This is a genomic window from Flavobacterium faecale (genome assembly GCF_003076455.1).
GTDB classification, from domain to species: Bacteria; Bacteroidota; Bacteroidia; order Flavobacteriales; family Flavobacteriaceae; genus Flavobacterium; species Flavobacterium faecale.
Map to the genome: position 1 here is coordinate 3,298,648 of NZ_CP020918.1, position 25,428 is coordinate 3,324,075.

Here is a 25,428-nt window from a genome sequence, read left to right on the forward strand (position 1 = left end):
AACAACTGTTTATGCTGAGTTTCTACTTGCATTTGTATTTCCGAAAAGAGATCGCATAACGATTTTTTCATAAATCTTAACTAGTGCATCATCTACAACTTCAGCTTTGTTCAATTCGTTAATTCTAAGCAAAGCATATTGTTGTATTGTTAACAATGGCAACACGATACGCTCTCTAATCTCGATTGAAGCTTTACCATCAGGATAGTTTTCCATCAATTCGGTATGACCTGCAATCTTCAATAATAAACGTTTTGTATCTAAGAATTCATCGTAGATCATTTGCCAAAACTCACCAAATTCAGGATCATTTTTCATGTAAGCAGTCAAAGGGAAAAATGATTTAGCCAATGACATCATACTATTCTCTAACAAGGTTCTAAAGAACATAGAGTTGTCATACAATGCTTGAACTTTGTCCCATTCACCAGCTTCTTCATAATGCTTAAGCGCAGCACCTACACCATAAAAACCAGGTACATTCTGTTTTAATTGGCTCCAAGATCCAACAAAAGGAATTGCTCTTAAATCTTTGAAATCCAATTGTGCTGATTTACTTCTTTTTGAAGGTCGGCTACCAATATTGGTTTTCGCATAGTATTTCAACGTACTCATTTGCTCCAAATATGGAATAAATTTGTCGTGATTTTTGAAGTTTAAATATTTCTCATAACCAAGACGAGATAATTTATCCATCACTACTTTGTCCTCTGGAGCAAAGATATTTTTGTTTTTATTGAAAACTTGGTTTGTAACACCTGCACTCAATAAATTTTCTAGGTTATAACGACAAGAATCTAATGTTCCGAAATTTGAACTAATAGTTTGTCCTTGAACTGTAATTTGTATCTCTTTGTTCTCGATGTTTGGTCCTAGTGACGCATAGAATTTATGTGTTTTTCCTCCTCCACGTGCAGGTGGCCCACCACGTCCGTCAAAAAAGATAACTTCAACATTGTATTTTCTAGAAATGGCAGTCAAAGCTTCTTTTGCTTGATAAATACTCCAGTTAGCCATTAAGTAGCCACCATCTTTTGTTCCGTCTGAGAAGCCTAACATGATCGTTTGAATGTTACCTCTACTCTTCAAGTGGCCTGCATACATTGGATTGGTGTATAACTTCTCCATAATGTTGTGCGCATCAAGTAAATCGTCTACTGATTCAAAAAGCGGAATAACATCTACAGTTGGTTTTTCCCAATCTGTTAAATGGATCATGGCTAATGTTTCCATTACATTCAAAGCACTTTCGTTATTACTAATGATGTAACGGTTTGCTCCTTCTTCACCATTGTTCACTTGAATTACCTTGATTGCTTGAATAGACTCGATAGTTGCACGTGTCATTTCTTCTTCAAAATCTTTCGATTCTAATTTTCCTTTAGCATTCGATAATACTTCAAATTTATCTGCTTCTGACAATTCGTAGTAATTAGCTGGAAAAACAGCTGGGTCATTTTTTTGGTAGTAATCAAAAACATCTTTAAATACAGCGTCATGAATTCTACTGTTTTGACGGATATCTAAAGTTGCAAAATGGAAACCAAACAAATTAACACTAATGATCAAAGCTTCCAAATCATCCAAATACAAGGATTGATGTTGCTCAATAACAATCTGTCTTATTTTATTCAATTGTGCTTTAAACTCCTCTAAAGTGATATAAATATCCCCTTGAGAATAGAAAACAGAACGGTATAATTTATTTTCAAGTTCCGCAACCAAAACATCAACATTAAAGAACGTTAATTTTCTTTTTAGTTTACGAATCTCCATATAGTAACATTTCAAGATTGAAGTTCTCAATCGATCTGCTACTTTCAAAGTAATCTCTGTGGTTACAAATGGATTTCCATCACGGTCTCCACCTGGCCAGAAACCAAGTTTTACAATAGGATTATCAACAGTATGGCCTGGATACACATTTTTTTGTAGGTAATGAATCATATCGCTAGAAGTAGGATAGAATACATTCTCTAAATACCAAATCAAACTTACAGCCTCATCAAAAGGATTTGGCTTTTCGTTTTTGATAAAAGGTGTTTTACCTAATTGTGCCAAAAGTTGTTTAATTCGAAGTAAATTATTACCTCTTATCGCCTCAGTAAGGTCATTGATGATACCTAAAACGGCCCCAGGATAAAATTGTGTTGGGTGTGCCGTAAGCACTGTCCTAACATTGAAAGTCTTGAAAAATTCAATCAATTCTTCTTGCTTTCCTTTAGCATCTGTTTTCTCTTTTATATCGCGCAAAGAACCTCTTCCTTCCATGTTATTAACCGTAGAAAAAGCAGCATCTTCAACTGCATCAAACAATACAATTTGACGTTCTATATACTGAATAAAACGGAACATTAGATCCAATTTATCCTTCTCACTATTTGAATTTAGGTACTTATCCGAAAAGAACTCCATAATTTCTTTAGGAGTCTGTTGCTTTTTAAATCCACTCTCGCAAACGTCTGTAAACAATGGAAGCATAACGCCTGTATTGTCAATAGAGTCGAATGGTAAGGTTATAAAAACACTATTGTAAATATTGTATTTAGAAAGAACATTTTCGTTAAAACGTTCAATTTTAGGATTTATGTACATATATATTTTGTTGATGGTTTTACAAAAAAATAACCTCAAGAACTAACTTAAGGTTATATTAAAAATATAGCATTAATGTTAATTACATGTTTTTGAAGATAGTATGCATCAAACGCTTCTTGTCGTTAATGCTCTCTTCAAGGGAAATCATAGTCTCAGTTCTGTAAACGCCATCAATATCATCAATCATAAAGATTACATCTTTAGCATGTTTGGTATCTTTAGCTCTGATTTTACAGAAAATATTAAACTTACCTGTCGTAACTGAAGCTACAGTTACAAAAGGGATTTCGTTAATACGCTCCAAAACAAATTTTGTTTGAGAGGTATTATTCAAGAAAACACCAACGTAAGCAATGAATGAATACCCTAGTTTATCATAATCTAGAACCAATGATGATCCCATGATGATTCCAGCATCTTCCATCTTTTTTACCCTCACGTGGACCGTACCAGCAGAAATCAATAATTTCTTAGCGATATCTGTAAAAGGTACTCTTGTGTTATCAATTAACATATCTAAAATCTGATGATCTACTTCATCTAAACGGAACTTACTCATATTTCTTAAAATTATTTATAATTATCAGTTTTTACGAATTATAAAAATATACATAAAAACTAAAAAAAAATGCAAATTATTACTTTTTTATCAATCCATTAACAAATTTTGTGTCGTTTTTCAAACAAAAATCTGCTTTTTTGTGTAATTCGAGATTATTGTCTTCGATATCGCTTAATTCAGCTCCTTCAAGATCATAGACGATATGTCCAAAACGATCACTCAAATCACCAATCTCTACAACATAAGCATTGAATTGGATTTTATTGTCAATCAATTCTTCTTTATACTGTGCTGCAAAATTCGATAATTTTTTGATACCATCATAATTTATTTTTATGTTTTTGTATTTAAAATCATAAAAAGCCTGTTTATTTTGAGGAATATTTAAATAATTATCAATTCCTTTAAAAACTATATCGTTTTCGCTTAGTATTTGAAAACTACTTACTAACGAAATAAAAACGTATTTACGTGTTATTTCTCGCTCATAATCGTTTGGAAAATGTCCAGCTTCGAATAATAATGTGGGCACGCCTAAGTACTGAAAAGTATCCCCTATGCAATTAAGATTGAACGAATCATCAAATCGACCCACTTGTCCAGGAATATATTGTTGCAAAACATCATTAATCCCTGCAATCAGTTCAATAGCTTTTAATCTAGAAGGATTAATTTCTCTTTCGTCATTGTATGATGGTGCCAAAAAAGACATCGTAGCGGGCAGACCAGTATCACTCACACCAAAAATCGTTCGTTGATCATGGAGGTTGTAGCAATAGTCAGGCTGAAACGCTTCAAAAGTGGTTCTTAATATGTTGCTCTCTGGCTGTGTTAAGTCTTGAGAATCTCTATTCAAGTCAATTTTATTGGCATTCTCTCGTGTATACAAGCGAGCACCATCAGGATTAAGCATGGGTAAGGCGCAAAATATAAATTTCTCCAGTAATTGGGTCGCAAAAGCAGAACCTGATTTAAGGACATTAAAAAAGTCAAACAAACCTTTTGTGGTCGTGCTTTCGTTTCCATGCATTTGTGACCAAAGAAAAATTTTGATCGATCCACTACCAATTTGGTATTTATAAATAGGTTCGCCCAAAACGGATTGACCTATTATACTGAGTTCGTTATTGGTATTTAAGCGCTGTAATATAGGCTCAATCGAATCTAAAGTTAGGTACCTTCCTGCTATAGTTTGTTCTTTATTATCAAGAAACAATTGTTCTAAATTCATGTTGCTTTATTTGATTTACAAAAGTAAACAACTTTATTTTTACAATTGTAAACAACTAAAATTACAAGTATTTTAGAAATGTAAACAGTATATTTAGATAATAAATATCGAAAACAGCTCTAGCAGTTAACAAATGTCACCTATTTTTATTTAGCTATATAAATTACTATTATTCAGTATATTACAAAACTACACATTAAGTTATTATTTGATTATATGCACTTATTTATTACGATTTACACTTGTAATCTTGCTGGATTATCTTTAAATGATTACATTTGTAAATCAATTGATTTTAAATCGAATTTACAATGGTAAACACGGAAGAATTTATTAAACGACTAGAAATTATCTTGGAATATTACAGTTTGAATGCCTCTGCATTTGCAGATAAAATTGGTGTGCAACGATCTAGTTTGAGTCATTTGCTTTCGGGTCGAAATAAACCTAGCTTGGATTTTATATTAAAAATTCTAGAGGAGTTTCCAGAGGTAGATTTGTATTGGATGCTAAATGGTACTGGAACTTTTCCAAAGACGGAAGCTGCCCCTACTGCATCATTTACACCTAAAGAAAATACAGCTCCCGCAGTAGACCTATTTTCAGAGGAAAAAGAAGTTCCTCAAGTTAAACCAATTGAAAGACCCAGAAAAGTTGATTTACCATCCTTTTCAGCAGAATCTGAGTCGGATATTGAGAAGATTGTTGTTTTCTATACCAATGGTACCTTTAAATCATACCAACCAAAATAAAAAAAGGCCAATTCACGAATGAATTGACCTTAACAAACAAATAAATTAGCGTCGTATACGGCTTATTTTCTTAAAACGAAGATAGAAGTTACTCCTGCCTCCAAACGTGCATTTAGCGGCGAATAATCACCTGATGTACTAGGAGTAGCAAAAATTAATACTTGTCCTCCTGCGTTCAAACGCTCTGCAACATAGATATTTTTGGTTACTGCATCATACGCTACATCTACAGGGTTACCCAACATTGATTTGTCACCATATATTCTGATTTGCTTACTTGTTGCAATAGTCCCTTCAGCAACTGTTGATGCAAATACAGAAGAAAAGTTTGAAATTAAAACGAGACCACCATCTGTAGCAGAAGTTGCGCTTGCAACATCAGTCAAAACCATTAGGTCGTTTGATGCTGAATATGTGATTCCGTGTGTACGTGTCAATCCTTCAATTGTAACGCGTTTGGTTGCTGTAATAGTTCCGTTACCGTTTGATTCGAAATTTTTGAATTGTGCAATATCACCCGTAAGGTCAACCACAGCGTACAAATCATTTCCTTCAACATGAATTCCCCACAATTTGAATTCAGTTGTAAATGTTTTTAATAATGTGAATCCAGTAGTAGTTTTTTGATACACAAAAAGTTTGTTCACATTCCCGTTTGCTGCAATTTGATCTTGCACTACAACAACTTTGTCTCCGTAAACCGCAGTTTCTCTAGCGTTTATAAAATCACCAACCAAACTAGTAGCAGACAACATGATATTATCTGTTCCGGCAGTAGCATTGGTTTTGATTCCGGTATAAGTCTCTAATTTGTTGGTAGTACGAGAAGCTACAAGAATAGCGTCTGTTTTACTGTCATACGAAATACCCTCTGCATCCAATGATGTGATGGTAAATGTTTTTACCGACGGTGAAGTCGGAAGTAAGTTGGTATAGGTAACCTTTCCAGATGTATTACTAGACGTTACAAGAAATAATTCGGCGCTTGCTGATGCGTTGCTATCATTGCTATCGCATGACGCAAAAACTAAGGCTAATACTGAACAAGAAATGAATAGATTTTTCATAAATATATATTTTAATGATTTTATACATTTACGAGAAACTATTCGTGTTGGTTTTAAAAAAAGTTAAAAAATCATAAATAAAGTTAATTTAAACTTTTAATACGTTCTAAATCAATAATCTAGCTTTTTCTAAATCTTCCTTAGTGTCAATTCCGATTCCGGCGTGGGTGGTTTCTATCATCTTAATTTGCTTTCCAAATTCCAGGTAACGCAATTGTTCTAATTTTTCAGAGGCTTCAAGGGACATCATGGGTAATTTATAAAAATCCATTAAGGCTTCTTTTCGAAAAGCATAAACACCAATATGTTTCATATATCGTACTCCTACGTCTTTGTCTCTAGGAAAAGGAATCACAGATCTCGAGAAGTACATAGCAAAGTTATTTTGATTCACTACTACCTTCACGTTATTTGGATTCTCAATTTCGTTAGTGTCTTTGATCTCATACATTAACGAGGCCAAATCTACTTTTTTATCGGTATCCTTTTTAAACACTTCTATCACTTCTTTCAAAGGTTTTGCATTTATAAAAGGCTCATCTCCTTGTACATTGATAACGATATCTACATCAATACTTTCAATAGCTTCAGCAATTCGATCACTACCCGACTCATGTTCTTTGATACTCATAATTGCTTTCCCACCATGATTGACTATTTCGTCAAAGATCAATTTTGAATCGGTTACCACAAAAACATCATCAAACAATTGCGTGTGTAATGCAGCTTCGTAGGTACGCAAGATGACCGTTTTTCCGCCAAGATCTTGCATAAGTTTGGCATGGAATCTTGTTGATGCATATCGAGCTGGAATTACGGCAATTATTTTCATAGTGGTTTTGTATTTTTAGTAGTAGTCGAATTTATTATTTTCTTTTTTGAGCTGTTTGATGCGCAAATATATCAAATCTAGTCTGTTTTATTTTTGGAGTCTTTTGAATTATTTCTTTCGAAAATAAAAATTATACCCACAGTACAGCAACGCATATTTAGGTAATGAAACTTTCATCTTTAAATCCAATTAAATATAATTTGGTTTTTGCACGTGTCATGGCGGTGTACAGCCAACGAATATAATCGCGGTCGATACCGTTTGGTAAATATGGTTGTTCGACAAAAACAGTATTCCATTGGCCACCTTGTGATTTATGGCAAGTAATTGCATAGGAGAACTTTACCTGTAATCCGTTAAAGTATTCATTTGCTTTAACTTTTTGGAATTTTTTATATTTTGTGGTCTCATTTTCGTAATCTTTCATCACTTCTTCATACAACCTATTGGACTCTTCGTAGGTTAATGATGGTGATTCACTTTTAATTGTATCGAGTAGCAAAACAGTTTCAAACGGTTTTTGATTGGGGTAATCGACCATCCTGATTTTTACTTTGGCAAACTTAAAGCCGTATAATTCTAATATTTTGAAAATTTCTAAAACTTCAATAATATCTCCATTTGCTATAAATCCCGCTTCATCAGAATCTTTGAGCCAAAAATAATTATTCTTGACTACCATCAAAAAATCTCCTGTCGACAGTTCGCTTTCTTTATCTAATATTTTTGTTCGAATTTGCTCGTTGTATTGATTTGCTCTTTTATTTGATCGAACAATAAAAGCAGTATCTTCAATACTATAATTGCTGTAGGCCGAATTAATGGCGTCTTGAATATCATAACCATCGACCAAGCGAACGATATCTTTGAATTTTTTCAAATCAAATTGAAAATCGGTGATGAAAGAATCTTTTAATAATTCGCGAAGTTCGGTTGCATTGTACAAAATTCCGCTGCCTTCCTCCTGACGCATTACTTCGTCCAATTCAATATGTTCCACTTCTTTATTATAATGTAAACTCAAAGTGTCAATATCCAAGGCGGGACTCACATCCAAATTCACGGGAGGTAACTGCGCTGTATCTCCAAGCAAAATCATTTTGCAGTTGCTACCCGAGTACACGTACGAAATCAAATCGTCTAGCAAAGATCCGTTTTCATATAATTTAGAATCCGAATTGGTGTCGGAGATCATGGAAGCTTCATCGACTATAAAAATGGTGTTTTTATGTTTATTGGGTTGTAACACAAACGACACACCACCACCAGAAGATTTCTTGGGGAAATATATTTTTTTATGAATGGTGAATGCCGGCTTCTCTGAGTAGTTTGCAATAACTTTTGCAGCACGCCCAGTGGGAGCCAATAACACATACTTTTTATTGATTTCGACCAAATTATTTACAATGGTCGAAATTACAGTCGTTTTTCCTGTTCCAGCATATCCTTTGAGGACAAAGATGGTGTCGTCATAAGTATCTGTGATGAAAATTGCGATTTTTTGAAAAAATAAATCCTGTTGCTGTGTGGGTGTAAAAGGAAAATTTCTTCGCAAAAGACTGTAAAAGGAGGAGGAATTCATGTTGAAATGGAAATTGTAATAATGAAAATCAAAGATAGTCTAATAATTCTTGATTCACGAGTCGAACCCTATGGATTGATAACTGATTTTTGGTTTTGGTAGCAGCAAAAGGCAATGTATCTTGATGCAGCTGGTAATAACCTAATTTTTGCCTTTTGAGCACTATTATTAAATCGTTTATTGGAAATGATTATTGCTTCCTGAATTTTGAATTCGATTTTTGAAGTTGTAAGTTTGCCAAAACAATCCAACACCGTTTTATTCATGGACATCACCGAAAAGAAATATAAAAAATTATCCATTCAAGTTTCGTTGACTGGGCTTTCTTTTTGTTGTTTTGATACCTTGAACAATACGATAAGCTCTTTTAACGAAGTTATTTTTGACACTATATATAAAGGAGTAAAAATTGAGGATTTATTTTCAGAAGCTTTTCAGAATAATCCGGAACTAAGCGCAGACTATGACGAGGTTTTGATTATTCATCATAATAATCTTTCGACTTTTGTTCCCGCAGTTTTATTCGATGAAAATTATTTGGGGAGCTACCTACAATACAACACCAAAGTATTTGAGACCGATTTTTTTGCTTTCGACGAAAATAAAAAATATCAAATCAATACCGTGTATATTCCGTATGTTAATATGAATAATTTTTTTATTGACAAGTTCGGAAGTTTTGATTACAAACATTCCAACAGCATCTTGCTAGACAAAGTGATGGATTTGTCAAGAAATGATGATACTAAAACGATGTGGGTGCATTTTGCAGCGGGTCATTTTGAAATTGCTGTCATTCAAAATCAAAAATTACTTTTATTCAATTCTTTCGAATATCAAACAGCACAAGATTTCTTGTATTATATTTTGTTTACCGCAGAACAGTTAAACATGAATCCAGAAAATTTCGCGTTAGAATTAATTGGAGAAATTTCAATCGAAAGTGAATTTTACAAAATAGCTTACCAATATGTTCGCAACATTAATTTGATAGATGTTGAGGATTTACGATGGAACAATTATTTTTCTGAGGCCGAAAACAGAAAACACTTTATACTTTTCAACTCATGAGAATCATTTCAGGAAAATTCAAAGGCAGACGTATCTCACCCCCAAAAGGGTTACCGGTACGTCCCACAACAGATATGTCCAAAGAGGCGCTGTTCAATGTACTCAACAATCACTTTAGTTTTGAAGGATTAAAAGTCTTGGACTTGTTTGCCGGAACCGGAAATATAAGTTACGAATTTGCGTCACGCGGGAGTACGCCCATCACCTCTGTAGATGGCGATTTTGGCTGTGTCAAATTTATCAAGAAAACTGCAGAAGAATTTGATTTTAATATCGCCGCTTTAAAAAGTGATATTTTTAAATTTTTAGAAAGAAATAATGCAACTTATGACATTATTTTTGCCGACCCACCTTATAATTTTGATCAAGCAACTTTCGAGAAAATTGTATCCCTCATTTTCGAACGCAATAGTTTGAACGGTGACGGAATGATGGTAATCGAACATTCGAAATATACCAAATTGGATCATATGATGCATTTTTCATTTAAGAAAAGTTATGGAGGATCGATCTTTAGCTTTTTCGAATTAAATCAAAATGACGAAGTACGTGAAGTTCTAGACGAAGACGGAGAAGAAGAATAAAACACTCCCACTGACAATCATAAAAAAGCCAGAGAATATTAAATTTCTCTGGCTTTATTGTTTTTTTATAAATATCGTTTCGTTTATACTTTCGTATTTTAAAATCATTTATAACCTCTTGACTTTTAATTCACTTGCGATAATTTGTCGAATATTTTTTGGAACGTCGGTGTTTCAACCTCATATTTCAAACCTTCGTTAACTACATATTCAGTCAATGAGTCCAGTTCGAAAGGGTTTCCGGCGCGTACATCTCTGTGCATAGACGAAGTCATATCCGCAGGGCATTTTTCTAGTTTTTGAATGGTTTGCATGATAATATCGTTTGGCAAATTAAGCCCTTTTACCGCGGCCAAAAGGGTAATTTCGTGCAATAAAGCAACATATACTTGACGACTTTCGGGCGTTGCCATGATTTCACCAACATTTTGATCCAAATATGAAGTTGCGGAAGCCAAAGCAGCAATAAATACGTATTTTTCCCAAACAGCTTCTTCGATTTCAGTAGCCAAGGTACTTTGAATTTTGGCTTGTAGAAAAATAGCTTGCAACGCTTTCATTTTTTGCATCGAAGCAGTAGCCGATCCAAAAAACAATTTTTCATAGAATCCTACTTTTCGAATAACGGCAGGACTTTCAATTTTGGAAACAATATACACACAACCCTGGAGCACCTCATTGTCTGGATACAGCGCACTGATGCGCTCAGGAGCGTCTACACCATTGTAAAGTGGCAATATTACAGTGTTCTTGGTGATACAGCCCGATACAGAGGTCAAACTAGACTCGATATCATACGTTTTGGTAGCACAAATAAGGTAATCAAGTTTGCCAATTTCTCGAGGATCATTGGAAACTATGGCAGGATGCACTATCATTTCAGATTCGTCCATGATGACTTTCAATCCGTTTTGGCGTACTTGTACTTGGGTGTTTCCACGCGCTATAAAAATGATTTCGACAGTTTCAGAGTTTTCAAATTCTTTGGCCAAAAGTCCACCAAAGTAACCTCCTACTCCACCTAGTCCTAGAATTCCGATTCGAGTTTTCATTATTAAAAATGTATCAAAAAAATTAATGAATAAAAATAGATACTAGCTGTAACAGTTTGTACTAAATTTTTAGGACTACTTTCAGTGTCCTTGCAACTATGGATAAAGAACGAATTGCACCAAAAGAAAAAAAAACAGACCTATAAGCCGGATTCTGTCACCGATAAATCGGTGCCTTATCATTTATCTAGGCTTACAATTACTCATAAGCTCAAGCTATCTACCCTTCGGCAACGGGCGAGAAACCCTTAAAAACCGATATACTTGATATTTCACCGCATAGAGTTTACCTGGTTTCACTACAGCATTACCTGTACATACTTTCTGTTGCACTTGTCCTAATTCAATTGCTTGAACCGACGGGCGTTACCCGCTATGCTTCTCTATGGTGTCCGGACTTTCCTCAACCCTAATAAATCAGGGCAGCGATAAGGCGGTCTGTGCGGCAAATTTACACTAAATAATAGGATTGCCAAGCACGCCTTCCTTTTTTATTTCGAACAAGAAAATTGCTTTTCATCTTAAAAAAACATCTGAATTTTTGAAATTTACAAATACAGTGTAACATATTAATTGTAAATAGGTTATCTTTAGTAGTATATCTAAAAAAAATAAACTATTATGACCAAAATGTACCACTACACCCCTGTTGCCAAAGCTTTGGACGAATTGCATGAAAAAGGTTTTACTTATGATTACAACATAAATGAGGCCGATATTGTCAAAAATCCTAGCAAATTTGAAATCGTACACATATATAGGTACGAAGGCGACTCTAATCCTGATGACGAAGCGGTGGTTTATGGTATTAAATGCAGTTCAGGTAAAAAAGGCGTTTTTGTCTCTGGATTTGCCGCCAATTCATTCAATGAAGCACATGATGTCTTGATCCAAATAAGCATCAAAGGTCGTCAATCAAGCTTAAAAACGAAATAATCTAAAAACTACGCTGGTTCCAAAAGTAGGTAATAACAAAAAAAGCTTCTCATTCAAATAGAACGGGAAGCATTTTTTTTATCTTATTTTAAAATTATTCAATTGGTATAGCCAAAATCGGAATAGGGAATTCTGTTGCTACTTTTTTGGTCATACTCGAATGAAAAAGGGAATCAAAGAATCCTCTTTTATAAGTTAGCATCGTCAAGATATCAATATCTTTTTGAAGAATAAAATCCATCATACTTTCTTTCACCTCTTCAGAAAACACTACCGAAAAAGTGACTGGCTCTTGACCAAATTCTGTTTCCCAATCTCTAATTGTACCATCCAACACATCTGATACCGCTGTTTTGACATACAAACAACGCACTTGTGCCTTCATTTTGTGAGCAATTTTTAAAACGTTTTTCAGTGCGCTTTTGTCTTTTTCGCGAAAGCGGGTTGTAAAACCAATTGTCTGCACTTTTTTGAAAGGAACGTCAGATCCTACACAAAGCATCGGTACCGTGCAATCTGATAATGCATTGCCCGTATTGCTGCCTAAGAAAAAGGATTCCCAACCAGAAGTTCCAGAGGTACCCATGACTACAAAATCAATTTTATCTTCTACAACTGCTTTTCGAATATTATACACCAAATCACCATCCATCAATCGGTGACTTAATTTGATGTCACCTAGATTACGCCCCTCAGCAATTTCCCTCAGTTTCGGAATTTCGTCTTTAAACATATCAAACTGTGACAATTCTAGCGACTCATAAATCTCCATGTAATTTTGCGGAAAATACTGGCTATCAACCACAGGCAATTCAAAGGTATGCAAGATAATAAGTTCCCCTTTTAGTACTTTTGCGAGTTCTAGCGCATGTACAAAGGCGTTATTGGCCGTTTCAGAAAAATCAGTTGGAAATAAAATACGTTTCATAATTAAGATGTTTAATGTGATTAAAATAAGTCAATTAAGACTTGGAAAAATAAATAGCTTTACTAAGCATGAAACACCAAAAGTGGAACTGTGATGTCTGCTGCTTTATTTTTACTGTAATTGGCTACAAATTGTTCTTCAAAATCAGTTTTTTTATAAGTTAATACTGCTAAGACGTCAATAGTTTCCACTTTGATAAAATCTAATGTAACTTGTTTAATAGCTTCACTCCTAATCCCCATAAACTGTACCGGCTCAGCCTTAAATTCAGACTCCCATCGATCTACCTCTACTTGTGTATGGCCAGCATTACCATGGCCTATGTATAAACATTTCACTTTGGCGTTGATTCTTTTAGCAAGCTCAATCATTTTATGGAGTGCAGTTTTATCTTCAGGTCTGTAGTTGGTCACAAAACCAATGGTCTTCAATTTTTTGTATTTCAAATCTAAAGGAACACAAAGCATCGGTACCTTCAATCCCGTCACTACTGCACCCGAATTACTACCGGAGAACAATGTTTCCCAGTCCGTTGCACTTGTCGTTCCCATGATAAGGTAGTCGATATTTTCTTCAACTATGCATTTTTGAATATTATCTGCTAACTTCCCTTCCATTAATCGGTGATTAATTTGTATAGCATCCAGTCCGATTTCTTCCATGATTTTTCGCAGTTTCGGAATCTCTTCCTTAAATAATTCAAAATGAGAAAGTTCAACTGTGTCATAAACAGCAGCAAAATTCTCTGGAAAAAATTGATCATCCATAGGCAACAAATCATATGAATGCAACAATACCAGCTCACCCTTAACGGTATTTGCAAATTGTAACGCATGTACAAAGGCATTATTGGCCGTTTCAGAAAAATCAGTTGGAAATAAAATACGTTTCATATTCGAAGTGTTTTAAGGTTGATAGTTCAAAATTACGTTTAAATTTACGCTAATAATATGACAAAAATCAGGGCGTTATAACTTTTTTAAGATAAATTAGGGCGTGCCACCCACTAAAACTAGGGGCAATTAGCAAACGGTCATGGCCATATATTCTAGTGGCTGTCGGACTATCTGCATCCGCGGCGGCTTCCTGCTCCTATCCCTCACGCAAACCCTGCAAACAATCCACTTCAATCTCACCCATCACTTATTTTGTTTTAGTACCTTTGCAACCAAGACAAAACAAAATGCTAAACAACGACGCCATAGTAGCACTAGCAACTCCATCGGGAGCTGGAGCTATCGCCATCATAAGAATCTCAGGACAAGAAGCCATTTCGATCGGGAATTCGGTTTTCAAATCTATTAAAAACAAAGATTTACGCAATCAAAAAACGCACACCTTACATTTAGGTCACATCATGGATGACACCAAAACGCTAGACGAGGTTTTGGTTTCTATCTTTAAAGGACCCAATTCCTACACGGGCGAAAATACCATCGAGATTTCGTGTCACGGTTCAACCTATATTCAGCAACAAATTATACAATTATTGCTCCGCAAAGGTTGTAGAATGGCCGATGCAGGTGAATTCACTTTGCGTGCTTTTTTGAACGGAAAATTAGACTTATCTCAAGCCGAAGCTGTAGCCGATTTGATTTCGTCTGACAATGAAGCTTCTCACCAAATTGCTATGCAACAAATGCGTGGTGGTTTCTCTAACGAAATTGCAAAACTGCGTGAGGAATTACTAAATTTTGCCTCATTAATCGAATTGGAATTGGACTTTGCAGAAGAAGATGTAGAATTTGCTGATCGCACACAATTCAACGAGTTACTAAACCGAATCGAGTTTGTACTCAAGCGTTTAATCGACTCCTTTGCTGTTGGAAACGTAATCAAAAACGGAATTCCAGTAGCCATTGTAGGCGAACCAAATGTGGGGAAATCAACACTTTTAAATGCGCTTTTGAACGAAGAACGTGCCATCGTATCTGACATTGCAGGAACTACGCGTGACACCATAGAAGATGAATTAACCATTGGCGGAATCGGTTTCCGTTTCATTGACACCGCCGGAATTCGTGAAACACAAGATGTCGTAGAAAGTATCGGAATCAAGAAAACTTTCGAAAAAATTGAACAAGCACAGGTAGTTCTCTATTTAAGCCCCCTAACCCCCAAAGGGGGAACTCTTGACAGTGAAAATGTAAAACAAGTACAGCTTGAAATTGAAAAAATAAAAAATCAATTTCCGTTAAAACCGTTGATCATTATTGGTAACAAAAAAGATTTATATTCAAACCAGCAAATCCTAAATCTTCAATCCCAAATCCCAAATATTTTATTGATTTCCGCCAAACAAAACATCGGTATCGACGAACTTAAAGATCAATTACTCTCTTTTGTCAACACAGGCGCCTTACGCAATAACGAGACAATTGTTACCAACACCAGACATTACGACTCTCTTTTAAAAGCCTTGGACGAAATTTCAAAAGTAAAATACGGAATCGAAACCAATCTTTCTAGTGACCTTATGGCTATCGATATCAAAGAAGCCTTGTACCATTTTGGAATGATAACTGGGCAGGTTACAAATGATGAGCTGTTAGGGAATATATTTGCTAATTTTTGTATTGGCAAATAAAAGCACAAAACAAAAGGTCCAACCGTCTTCTCCGATTTTTATATTACTAAGAATCAAAATATAGTTAAGTGTCTTTCTAAGAAAAAAAATATTAATAAGTATTGTAAACTTTAAAAAATACTTGGCTTTGCATTAATGTAATTTTCAATACTTTTATAAAAAATAAAACTCTTTCTAATGTCTCCAATAAAAAATAAAAAAGTCGAAGGTATAATCGCAGAAATCATAGACCAATACGCCTATGCTGATAAATCTGATAGACCTTGGATAATCGGTTTTAGTGGTGGTAAAGATTCAACAGTTTTGCTAACTCTTGTTTGGATAGCCCTTCAAAGAATTAGAGAACAAATGCCGTTTCCTTTTCAGTTACGTAGAAAAGTATACATAGTATGTAATGATACAATGGTGGAAAATCCAATTATTGCTAATTATGTAGAAGATGTACTGGCAAAAATTTCTGAAGCTGCAAGAGATCAAGATTTACCTATATTAGTAAAAAAAACCACCCCAAAATTAGAAGAAACCTTTTGGACGAATGTTATTGGAAAAGGATATCCAGTTCCAAACACTGCTTTTAGATGGTGTACCGATAAATTAAAAATCAGACCTACATCAAGCTTTCTTTTAGAACAAATAGATGATAAAGGTGAGGCCATTGTTTTACTTGGAACTCGTTATGAAGAAAGTGCTACTAGAGAACGCTCCATGAGAAAACATGAAGTTACTGGTAGCAGACTATCAAAACACCAGACTACTGTAAATACTTATGTGTATGCTCCCATCAAAGAAATGATTATTGATGAGATTTGGTATATCATAAATACTGTAAAATCTCCTTGGGGATTTGATAATTCTATACTTTTCAAAATATATGCTGATGCAAGTGCAGATGATTACGAGTGTCCCACAGTAGTTGTAAACAGAGAGCATAATTCATGTGGTCAAAGTCGTTTTGGATGTTGGACATGCACCGTTGTAAAAAATGACAAATCAATGTCATCATTAGTGAATAACGGCCAAAATTGGATGGAACCACTAATGGAATTTAGAAATAGATTAGTTGAAGGTCGAAACCTTACTGAGAATAGATCTGACACAAGGCGAAATGGTCAAGAAGCGGTTAGAGAAGATGGTTCTTTTAATGGAAACTATACCGCTGAATATAGATACCAAATTTTAAAAGACTTATTAATAGTTCAAAAAGAAGTACAAAAAGATAGGCCGCATATAACCTTGATTAATAATCAAGAATTAATTGCGATCCAAGTTACTTGGAATCGTGATGGCTATTTTGATCATACCGTTGGTGATTTGTATAAAGAAATCTATAATAAAGAGATAAGTACAAATAATATCAAATCACTGGATGATACGGAACGTAGAATTTTGAAAGAAGTTTGTGAAGAAGAGCCAGGATACTATCATTTAATTGATAATTTAATAGCATTACAAGAGACTAAAACATTAATGATTTCTAAATATGGACTTCATAACGATGTCGAAAAGAGAATTGAAAATTTTGTAAATCAATACTAAAAGCAGAATGAAAAAAGATTTATCTTATTACATTTATTGTTTTACTCATTTGAAAAGAGATATGAAAAATGGTGGCGCGCCTCACAAGCCCATTTTAATTCTTAGTCTAATTGAAATGTTTGAAAAGCAAATGTTTTTTAATAATCAAATTTACATTTTACCTGAATTAGTTTCCAGTTTTAAAACGCATTGGAATGAATTAGTAAAAACAAATCATCATCCAATTTTTGCCTTACCTTTTTATCATTTAAATTCTGAACCATTCTGGAAATTGATTCCAAATCTTGGCTGTGAAAAATGGATTGAAAGTAAAAGTTCTATGAGAAGTTTCAATAATTTAACCACAGCTATTAATTTCACATTGATAGATATTGAATTAAAAGAATTATTAGAAATTAAAGAAAATAGCGACGTTTTAAAGTATGCGGTCTTAGATAAATATTTTCCAGAAACAAAAATATTATTTGGTAGTATTATAGATAACTCACAAAAGATTGACGTTTTAAATGAACCTACAGAAATATACAAACAAAAAATTATTGAATTAAAAAATAAGCTTGATGAAAATGCTTTTCAAGAAGAAGTTTTTGTAAGAAGTGGAATCTTTAAAAGGGAAATTCCAAAAATTTATAACAATACTTGTGCAATTTCAGGATTGAGAGTAGATGCTATTTTAAATGTTTCAATGATTGATGCTTGCCATATAGTTCCATTTTCGGAAGGATATAATGATACATTAATAAATGGTTTTGCTTTATGTCCCAATCTTCATAGAGCATTCGACAGAGGTTTAATTTCAATTTCAAACGACTATAAAGTAATATTAAATAATAATTTTGTTGAAAACAAAAATTCGACTTTAAATTTGAATCAATTTAAAGGTGAATTACTTATTTTACCTAAAAATAATGAATTTCATCCTTCGTTGGATAATTTCAAACATCATAGAAAAAGGTTTGGTTTTATATAATATATAATAAATTTTATTCTAAATTAATTTTATACCAAATGAATATTCTGCTAATTCACGCAATTCAATTATTTTATTTTTCCTTGCTATAATTTTATTAGTTTCACTTTCTACAATGCTTAAATAATCGATATTATCGATAATAACTGCTTTACTTTTCTTTATAAATTCTCTATGTTTTTGAATTCTAAAATTTATAGAGTTTTTAATTTCATCTACAATTTTTGCATTATTATTATTATTATTATCTGAAAAAAATTTTAAATTGTTTTCAATATCTACCAGACTTGTATCTTCCATATTTATATTTTTAAAAGGGTGTTTTGACCCCTATAAAACAAGAGTATTATTCTAAATTTCGATTATTAATTATGCGGTTAATTTTTCCAATAAAATTAGATCTTTATCTTGGTTCCATTTTTCCATTGGTGTAATACGTCCTAATAGCCCATGCAGCCTATTATTGTTATAGAAAATCACATACCTTTTTAATATCTGTTCAATTTCTCCAAAAGTTCTATAATCAACCCTTTGGAACACTTCTTTTTTTAGGATTCCATGATAAGCTTCAATATGTGCATTTTCTTCAGGTGTGGCTACATGTGTAAATTCCTGCTGAACACCTATTATACCTAGGTATTCACGAACACTTTTGGCAATAAATTGACTACCATTATCACTTCTAATAACAACGTTTTCAGGGTATTGGTATTCTAAAAATAAATCAGAAAGGAATGTTATTACTTTGTTCTGTTTTATTGAAAAAGAGAAGTAATCTTTTAAAATTCTACGGGTATGAACGTCTATGATTGATAGTAAGTAGGCATTTTTACCTACACTAGGAATCCAAACCATCTTAATATCCATTTCTATACACTGAAACGGCCTAACAGTAATAACCTTTCTATATTTTACAAACTTACGCCCAGAACCACTCCTGTTTATCCTATTTTCGAGTTTTAACAAGCCTTCTTCTTTCATAATTCGGTAAAGCTTTTTGTGATTAATCTTATATCCATCTCGATGTAAGTAAGAAGTCATTAAGCGGTATCCGCAGTCTATAAACTCATGGCTTAAAATCTCTTTAACCGATGCTATAACAGTTTCTTGACTCACCATTCCCTTGAACTTATTATAAGTAAAGACACTAGGCTTATTACCTTTTTTGCCAAGACTTGGCCTTCGGTAATAGCTGCTTTGATTCATACCTAACATACAAATGACTTTGCTTTTACTGATTTTATGTTTACTACAAATACTATCAACTAAATCTTTCTTGGATCGGACGTCCCAAACTTTTTTTTTAAAAGTTCACGTCCAATTTCTAGTTCAATTTCTTTATTAGCTAATAATTTACGTAGAATTCTGTTCTCTTCCTCTGCTTGCTTTAACTCTTTGCTACGATCGTCATAAGTAACTTTTAAGCCTGCCTCTCCTTGTTTTTCATGCTTCTTCTTCCAACTATACAAACTTCCTGTACTAACACTGTATTTACGACAGGTTTCTACAACGCCTAAATCTTCGCAAGAAGATAAAATTTCCAACTTCTCTTCTAAACTCCATTTCTTGTATTTCATATCTCAAATGTACTATTTGAAATTTAGAATATCACTCTGAACTTATAAGGGGCTAAAATAAAGGGTTATTAATTAGAAATAAATTATTAATCAAATAATTGGTCTATTTCAATTTCAAATGCTTTTGCAAGTTTACATATTACTTCTAATGAAACGTTTCTACTTCCATTTTCGATATTTGAAATATAAGATTTTTCAATTGAAGCTAATTTTGCTAACTTTTCTTGCGAATAAGATTTTTGTTTTCTCAATTCTTTGATTTTTAGACCAAATTTTATTTTAATATTTTCCATAATCTTGAATACTCAAATTTAATTCATAATTTAAAAGGAATGGTAATCTTAAGTTGTTTTTTAAACCCAAAATAAATGCATAAATATACAATTCATAAATAGGTCCTGTTTTGACCCCTATAAAACAAGAGTATTATTCTAAATTTCGATTATTAATTATGCGGTTAATTTTTCCAATAAAATTAGATCTTTATCTTGGTTCCATTTTTCCATTGGTGTAATACGTCCTAATAGCCCATGCAGCCTATTATTGTTATAGAAAATCACATACCTTTTTAATATCTGTTCAATTTCTCCAAAAGTTCTATAATCAACCCTTTGGAACACTTCTTTTTTTAGGATTCCATGATAAGCTTCAATATGTGCATTTTCTTCAGGTGTGGCTACATGTGTAAATTCCTGCTGAACACCTATTATACCTAGGTATTCACGAACACTTTTGGCAATAAATTGACTACCATTATCACTTCTAATAACAACGTTTTCAGGGTATTGGTATTCTAAAAATAAATCAGAAAGGAATGTTATTACTTTGTTCTGTTTTATTGAAAAAGAGAAGTAATCTTTTAAAATTCTACGGGTATGAACGTCTATGATTGATAGTAAGTAGGCATTTTTACCTACACTAGGAATCCAAACCATCTTAATATCCATTTCTATACACTGAAACGGCCTAACAGTAATAACCTTTCTATATTTTACAAACTTACGCCCAGAACCACTCCTGTTTATCCTATTTTCGAGTTTTAACAAGCCTTCTTCTTTCATAATTCGGTAAAGCTTTTTGTGATTAATCTTATATCCATCTCGATGTAAGTAAGAAGTCATTAAGCGGTATCCGCAGTCTATAAACTCATGGCTTAAAATCTCTTTAACCGATGCTATAACAGTTTCTTGACTCACCATTCCCTTGAACTTATTATAAGTAAAGACACTAGGCTTATTACCTTTTTTGCCAAGACTTGGCCTTCGGTAATAGCTGCTTTGATTCATACCTAACATACAAATGACTTTGCTTTTACTGATTTTATGTTTGCTACAGATACTATCAACTAAATCTTTCTTGGATCGGACGTCCCAAACTTTTTTTTTAAAAGTTCACGTCCAATTTCTAGTTCAATTTCTTTATTAGCTAATAATTTACGTAGAATTCTGTTCTCTTCCTCAGCTTGCTTTAACTCTTTGCTACGATCGTCATAAGTAACTTTTAAGCCTGCCTCTCCTTGTTTTTCATGCTTCTTCTTCCAACTATACAAACTTCCTGTACTAACACTGTATTTACGACAGGTTTCTACAACGCCTAAATCTTCGCAAGAAGATAAAATTTCCAACTTCTCTTCTAAACTCCATTTCTTGTATTTCATATCTCAAATGTACTATTTGAAATTTAGAATATCACTCTGAACTTATAAGGGGCTAAAATAGGTCCAAATTGGCTATATTCAGAAGTTCTACTTCCTTTATTGGCTAAAATTTCAATTATTGGAATTCTACTATTAGCATAACGAAGTCTCTTAATTAAAAGGTTCGATTTAAATTCTTGACTTGTCATTATTTCAATTTTATTTTAGTTGTAATTAAATCTACTTGTTCAACACCTTCAGTTACCTGATTAACATACATAGTTTTTACCATTGGGTCTTTCAATAATTTTTTACCCAAATCATTGATTTTCGTTGTATCATTTCCTTTGTATAAATCTTTGACCAATACGATACTTTGTGGAAATACATTTCCTGTAGCTTCAAAAAATCCTTCTGTAAACCCTTCACCAAATGCCGAAATAGGGGCATCAGCTAATAACGGATAATTGTATTTTGCAGTATTTGCTGATATAACTGCCATAACAACGGAAAATTTCTTCATACGCTGAAATCCTTCTGAACTTCCATGCACAATATTTCCTTTACTATCAATATAATTAAAGAGAATTGAACCAGATGGAGATTTCTCGAACTTCAAAATACCTCCAGCCAAATCATTGTACTTAATTAAACTTTGAAAGTGTTCATTAGCATATTTTTCAAGTAAACTAACCATATTGTCAAAAACCCTATCTTTAGCTTTCTCAGTAGCAGAAACTAAATCGTTACAAATTTCATAATTCATTAAATATCCCTCAGGAATATTACTAGGTCGTAGAGATTGAATTTCCTTTTCAGTATTTTGAATATTATTTTTTAATCTTTTGATATTATCTTTTAAACGTTCAATCTGATTAGAAGAATCTGCGATTCTTCTAATTGCTCCTTTATATCTATTAATTATAGTTAAAGAATCTTCACCATTACTTCCAGAAATTAGAATGTCTTTTCTTTGGTCTTTTAAAGATTTTAGTTCTTTTTTTAGTTTGTTTAATCTGTCATTTAAAGTCGTTTCTTTCTCTCTAGTTTGAAGAATACTATCGTCTATATTAGAAATTTTATTGTAAAAAGGTTGTGCATTAATTTGTAAGTCACTAAAAAAACTATCCAAATTATTTTTTACATATTCAGTTTCATTTTTAGTTTCAACCGGTCTATTTTTAAGTCTAACAATAAAATCATATTCGTCAGTACCTTGTTGTGCTGGTCGATTGCAAACATAGCAGTGCTCATGATCAATCATACTTTTTAGGGAAACACTATCCGGAGAATTTACAGGTAAAAAATGAAAATGTTTATTGGGGTCATTATTAATATTCAATAATGCTTTTTTCTCATAGTGAATATCTCTAAATTTTTGAATTTTACTTTGAAAATCATCTACAACAGCATCAAAACCCAATGAAATCCATGAAAAATTACCGTCAAAAAATCTATTATTGATACTATCTAAGAAATTATTATATTCATTAGCGACATCGGTATATTTCCTGTTTTTATCTTTTATTTTATTATCTAATTCATTTCTTTTTTCAGCATTAGAAAAATTTTGTTCAAGATCGTTTTTTTCGCGTTCTGCATCATCATATAACTTTATAAAGTCTGTAAGTTTAATATTTTCAAAAGCTAATTTTGTCTCTTCATCTTTCTTCAATTTGATGGCTTTATCTAATCGTCCGTTATGATCTGAAGTAGACTTCGTTTGCTTGTTCAAGTCTTTTTCTGCCTTGTCTTTAAATTCTTTGGTTAAAGTGACTAATTCTTCATAGTGACTAATATCAGTTAAAGTCCTAACAGCTTCCTCAATACTAGATTTTTTACCAAAATCTATTATACTATCAACTTCTTCCCCTTGAAAAAAGGAATATTGTCTTAAGTCTGGACGAATTAATTGTTTTATTATATTTAATTTTTCATCTGCATCATATTGTTTTGACCCCTATAAAACAAGAGTATTATTCTAAATTTCGATTATTAATTATGCGGTTAATTTTTCCAATAAAATTAGATCTTTATCTTGGTTCCATTTTTCCATTGGTGTAATACGTCCTAATAGCCCATGCAGCCTATTATTGTTATAGAAAATCACATACCTTTTTAATATCTGTTCAATTTCTCCAAAAGTTCTATAATCAACCCTTTGGAACACTTCTTTTTTTAGGATTCCATGATAAGCTTCAATATGTGCATTTTCTTCAGGTGTGGCTACATGTGTAAATTCCTGCTGAACACCTATTATACCTAGGTATTCACGAACACTTTTGGCAATAAATTGACTACCATTATCACTTCTAATAACAACGTTTTCAGGGTATTGGTATTCTAAAAATAAATCAGAAAGGAATGTTATTACTTTGTTCTGTTTTATTGAAAAAGAGAAGTAATCTTTTAAAATTCTACGGGTATGAACGTCTATGATTGATAGTAAGTAGGCATTTTTACCTACACTAGGAATCCAAACCATCTTAATATCCATTTCTATACACTGAAACGGCCTAACAGTAATAACCTTTCTATATTTTACAAACTTACGCCCAGAACCACTCCTGTTTATCCTATTTTCGAGTTTTAACAAGCCTTCTTCTTTCATAATTCGGTAAAGCTTTTTGTGATTAATCTTATATCCATCTCGATGTAAGTAAGAAGTCATTAAGCGGTATCCGCAGTCTATAAACTCATGGCTTAAAATCTCTTTAACCGATGCTATAACAGTTTCTTGACTCACCATTCCCTTGAACTTATTATAAGTAAAGACACTAGGCTTATTACCTTTTTTGCCAAGACTTGGCCTTCGGTAATAGCTGCTTTGATTCATACCTAACATACAAATGACTTTGCTTTTACTGATTTTATGTTTGCTACAGATACTATCAACTAAATCTTTCTTGGATCGGACGTCCCAAACTTTTTTTTTAAAAGTTCACGTCCAATTTCTAGTTCAATTTCTTTATTAGCTAATAATTTACGTAGAATTCTGTTCTCTTCCTCAGCTTGCTTTAACTCTTTGCTACGATCGTCATAAGTAACTTTTAAGCCTGCCTCTCCTTGTTTTTCATGCTTCTTCTTCCAACTATACAAACTTCCTGTACTAACACTGTATTTACGACAGGTTTCTACAACGCCTAAATCTTCGCAAGAAGATAAAATTTCCAACTTCTCTTCTAAACTCCATTTCTTGTATTTCATATCTCAAATGTACTATTTGAAATTTAGAATATCACTCTGAACTTATAAGGGGCTAAAATACATATACAGGAGTATATTTTGGTAAAATATGATCGGTCCGATTAACTTCTACATCATTTATATTAATTTGCCAACTTTCAAAAGAAGTTATACTTTCACTAATACGGGTTGCTGTAAAAGATTTTGTTATTTGATACTTATACCTTCCATTAGAATATTCAATTTGAATTCCAGTTACAACACTTTCTCCAATTTGGGTTTCACTTTTTGCTTTATCAGATATGATTTTTACCGCTATATCTTTAATTCCTTTCTTTCTTTTATCATCAGAATCTAATATTTGGTCATAGAATAACCATAAAAAAGCATTGAAAAACTTAGATTTTCCAGCACCATTATCAGCTACTATTATGTTAAGTCCTTCTTCAAAATCATAACGAGTTTCAAAATAATCGCCATAATAATTGAAAAAATTTTTGAAACAAATACTATTTATTATTGATGCCATAATTAACCTATATTATGAATATTTTTAATTTTTTTATAAATCTGCGATTCACTCAGATTATTATCATTTTCATTTATTATAACAGACAATACTTCAACTAATTTGTTGTGATATGGAGCGTTGGTTGTTAGTGTTTCAACTTCTTTAATATTATACTTTTCGCAAATTTCTTTGTCAGATAATATCTCTTTTAATACTTTATTTCTATCCAT

27 protein-coding genes and 1 other RNA gene are annotated in these 25,428 nt (G+C 32.8%); 7 read left to right on the plus strand and 21 right to left on the minus strand.

What is annotated here, in order from left to right:
- Positions 1-9 precede the first annotated feature (9 nt).
- From FFWV33_RS14050 to FFWV33_RS14060, 3 genes are all read right to left on the minus strand, one after another.
- Positions 10-2,595, minus strand: coding sequence for a phosphoenolpyruvate carboxylase (locus FFWV33_RS14050; protein WP_108741497.1), 2,586 nt, complete (start codon positions 2,593-2,595; stop codon positions 10-12).
- An 82-nt stretch (positions 2,596-2,677) separates the two neighbouring features.
- Positions 2,678-3,157: an Lrp/AsnC family transcriptional regulator gene (locus FFWV33_RS14055; protein ID WP_072943262.1), complete on the minus strand. Its 480-nt coding sequence runs from the start codon at positions 3,155-3,157 to the stop codon at positions 2,678-2,680.
- 79 nt (positions 3,158-3,236) lie between these two features.
- Positions 3,237-4,391 carry a M14 family metallopeptidase gene (locus tag FFWV33_RS14060; protein ID WP_108741498.1) on the minus strand — a complete coding sequence of 385 codons (1,155 nt, stop codon included), beginning with the start codon at positions 4,389-4,391 and terminating at the stop codon, positions 3,237-3,239.
- Positions 4,392-4,702: 311 nt separating this feature from the next.
- Here FFWV33_RS14060 and FFWV33_RS14065 point away from each other — a divergent pair, with 311 nt between their 5' ends.
- Complete coding sequence (locus FFWV33_RS14065) at positions 4,703-5,143, plus strand: helix-turn-helix transcriptional regulator (RefSeq protein ID WP_108741499.1); 441 nt, start codon at positions 4,703-4,705, stop codon at positions 5,141-5,143.
- 62 nt (positions 5,144-5,205) lie between these two features.
- On the opposite strand, the gene FFWV33_RS14070 is transcribed toward FFWV33_RS14065, so the two are convergent.
- The 3 genes from FFWV33_RS14070 to FFWV33_RS14080 form a co-directional block, all read right to left on the minus strand.
- A complete protein-coding gene (locus tag FFWV33_RS14070) occupies positions 5,206-6,210 on the minus strand; it encodes a hypothetical protein (RefSeq protein ID WP_108741500.1) in 1,005 nt (334 codons plus the stop codon).
- A 106-nt stretch (positions 6,211-6,316) separates the two neighbouring features.
- Positions 6,317-7,042, minus strand: a complete 726-nt coding sequence (kdsB, locus tag FFWV33_RS14075) for a 3-deoxy-manno-octulosonate cytidylyltransferase (RefSeq protein WP_108741501.1) — start codon at positions 7,040-7,042, stop codon at positions 6,317-6,319.
- Positions 7,043-7,199: 157 nt separating this feature from the next.
- Positions 7,200-8,624: an ATP-dependent DNA helicase gene (locus tag FFWV33_RS14080; RefSeq protein ID WP_108741502.1), complete on the minus strand. Its 1,425-nt coding sequence runs from the start codon at positions 8,622-8,624 to the stop codon at positions 7,200-7,202.
- Positions 8,625-8,888: 264 nt separating this feature from the next.
- Here FFWV33_RS14080 and FFWV33_RS14090 point away from each other — a divergent pair, with 264 nt between their 5' ends.
- Positions 8,889-9,695 carry a DUF3822 family protein gene (locus FFWV33_RS14090; RefSeq protein WP_108741504.1) on the plus strand — a complete coding sequence of 269 codons (807 nt, stop codon included), beginning with the start codon at positions 8,889-8,891 and terminating at the stop codon, positions 9,693-9,695.
- Entirely contained in the window at positions 9,692-10,279 is a 588-nt protein-coding gene (locus tag FFWV33_RS14095; RefSeq protein ID WP_108741505.1) for an RsmD family RNA methyltransferase, read from the plus strand. The genes FFWV33_RS14090 and FFWV33_RS14095 overlap by 4 nt, the downstream gene beginning before the upstream one ends.
- Positions 10,280-10,404: 125 nt before the next feature.
- On the opposite strand, the gene FFWV33_RS14100 is transcribed toward FFWV33_RS14095, so the two are convergent.
- Positions 10,405-11,331 (minus strand): ketopantoate reductase family protein, encoded by a 927-nt coding sequence (locus FFWV33_RS14100; protein ID WP_108741506.1) that lies wholly within the window; start codon positions 11,329-11,331, stop codon positions 10,405-10,407.
- Positions 11,332-11,458: 127 nt separating this feature from the next.
- Positions 11,459-11,776: RNase P RNA component class A (gene rnpB / locus FFWV33_RS14105), an RNA gene on the minus strand.
- Between the two features lie 176 nt (positions 11,777-11,952).
- On the opposite strand from rnpB, the gene FFWV33_RS14110 reads away from it, so the two are divergent.
- Entirely contained in the window at positions 11,953-12,267 is a 315-nt protein-coding gene (locus tag FFWV33_RS14110) for an SH3 domain-containing protein (protein WP_108741507.1), read from the plus strand.
- A gap of 94 nt (positions 12,268-12,361) precedes the next feature.
- Here FFWV33_RS14110 and FFWV33_RS14115 read toward each other — a convergent pair whose 3' ends face one another.
- Together FFWV33_RS14115 and FFWV33_RS14120 are read right to left on the minus strand one after the other, a co-directional pair.
- Positions 12,362-13,195 carry a universal stress protein gene (locus FFWV33_RS14115; protein ID WP_108741508.1) on the minus strand — a complete coding sequence of 278 codons (834 nt, stop codon included), beginning with the start codon at positions 13,193-13,195 and terminating at the stop codon, positions 12,362-12,364.
- Between the two features lie 62 nt (positions 13,196-13,257).
- Positions 13,258-14,088 (minus strand): universal stress protein, encoded by an 831-nt coding sequence (locus FFWV33_RS14120; RefSeq protein WP_108741509.1) that lies wholly within the window; start codon positions 14,086-14,088, stop codon positions 13,258-13,260.
- A 290-nt stretch (positions 14,089-14,378) separates the two neighbouring features.
- On the opposite strand from FFWV33_RS14120, the gene mnmE reads away from it, so the two are divergent.
- From mnmE to FFWV33_RS14135, 3 genes are all read left to right on the plus strand, one after another.
- Complete coding sequence (mnmE, locus tag FFWV33_RS14125; RefSeq protein ID WP_108741510.1) at positions 14,379-15,782, plus strand: tRNA uridine-5-carboxymethylaminomethyl(34) synthesis GTPase MnmE; 1,404 nt, start codon at positions 14,379-14,381, stop codon at positions 15,780-15,782.
- A gap of 177 nt (positions 15,783-15,959) precedes the next feature.
- Positions 15,960-17,318 (plus strand): DNA phosphorothioation system sulfurtransferase DndC, encoded by a 1,359-nt coding sequence (dndC, locus tag FFWV33_RS14130; protein WP_211316263.1) that lies wholly within the window; start codon positions 15,960-15,962, stop codon positions 17,316-17,318.
- A 7-nt stretch (positions 17,319-17,325) separates the two neighbouring features.
- Positions 17,326-18,288: an HNH endonuclease gene (locus FFWV33_RS14135; protein WP_245891518.1), complete on the plus strand. Its 963-nt coding sequence runs from the start codon at positions 17,326-17,328 to the stop codon at positions 18,286-18,288.
- Between the two features lie 18 nt (positions 18,289-18,306).
- On the opposite strand, the gene FFWV33_RS14140 is transcribed toward FFWV33_RS14135, so the two are convergent.
- The 11 genes from FFWV33_RS14140 to FFWV33_RS14190 form a co-directional block, all read right to left on the minus strand.
- On the minus strand, positions 18,307-18,588 hold the full coding sequence (locus tag FFWV33_RS14140; protein WP_108741511.1) for a hypothetical protein: 282 nt from the start codon (positions 18,586-18,588) through the stop codon (positions 18,307-18,309).
- Positions 18,589-18,657: 69 nt separating this feature from the next.
- Positions 18,658-19,503 carry an IS3 family transposase gene (locus tag FFWV33_RS14145; RefSeq protein ID WP_245891521.1) on the minus strand — a complete coding sequence of 282 codons (846 nt, stop codon included), beginning with the start codon at positions 19,501-19,503 and terminating at the stop codon, positions 18,658-18,660.
- Positions 19,504-19,553: 50 nt separating this feature from the next.
- Complete coding sequence (locus FFWV33_RS14150; RefSeq protein WP_108739487.1) at positions 19,554-19,865, minus strand: transposase; 312 nt, start codon at positions 19,863-19,865, stop codon at positions 19,554-19,556.
- An 86-nt stretch (positions 19,866-19,951) separates the two neighbouring features.
- Positions 19,952-20,158: a helix-turn-helix domain-containing protein gene (locus tag FFWV33_RS14155; protein WP_108741512.1), complete on the minus strand. Its 207-nt coding sequence runs from the start codon at positions 20,156-20,158 to the stop codon at positions 19,952-19,954.
- Positions 20,159-20,314: 156 nt separating this feature from the next.
- Positions 20,315-21,160, minus strand: coding sequence for an IS3 family transposase (locus FFWV33_RS14160; RefSeq protein WP_245891521.1), 846 nt, complete (start codon positions 21,158-21,160; stop codon positions 20,315-20,317).
- A gap of 50 nt (positions 21,161-21,210) precedes the next feature.
- A complete protein-coding gene (locus FFWV33_RS14165) occupies positions 21,211-21,522 on the minus strand; it encodes a transposase (RefSeq protein ID WP_108739487.1) in 312 nt (103 codons plus the stop codon).
- A gap of 187 nt (positions 21,523-21,709) precedes the next feature.
- Positions 21,710-23,176, minus strand: a complete 1,467-nt coding sequence (locus FFWV33_RS14170; protein WP_159086030.1) for a hypothetical protein — start codon at positions 23,174-23,176, stop codon at positions 21,710-21,712.
- Positions 23,177-23,500: 324 nt separating this feature from the next.
- A complete protein-coding gene (locus tag FFWV33_RS14175) occupies positions 23,501-24,346 on the minus strand; it encodes an IS3 family transposase (RefSeq protein ID WP_245891521.1) in 846 nt (281 codons plus the stop codon).
- A gap of 50 nt (positions 24,347-24,396) precedes the next feature.
- Entirely contained in the window at positions 24,397-24,708 is a 312-nt protein-coding gene (locus FFWV33_RS14180) for a transposase (RefSeq protein WP_108739487.1), read from the minus strand.
- 52 nt (positions 24,709-24,760) lie between these two features.
- On the minus strand, positions 24,761-25,216 hold the full coding sequence (locus FFWV33_RS14185; protein ID WP_108741514.1) for an AAA family ATPase: 456 nt from the start codon (positions 25,214-25,216) through the stop codon (positions 24,761-24,763).
- A gap of 2 nt (positions 25,217-25,218) precedes the next feature.
- The gene (locus tag FFWV33_RS14190) at positions 25,219-25,428 is read right to left on the minus strand and encodes a hypothetical protein (RefSeq protein WP_108741515.1); all 210 of its coding nucleotides are present in this window, start codon (positions 25,426-25,428) and stop codon (positions 25,219-25,221) included.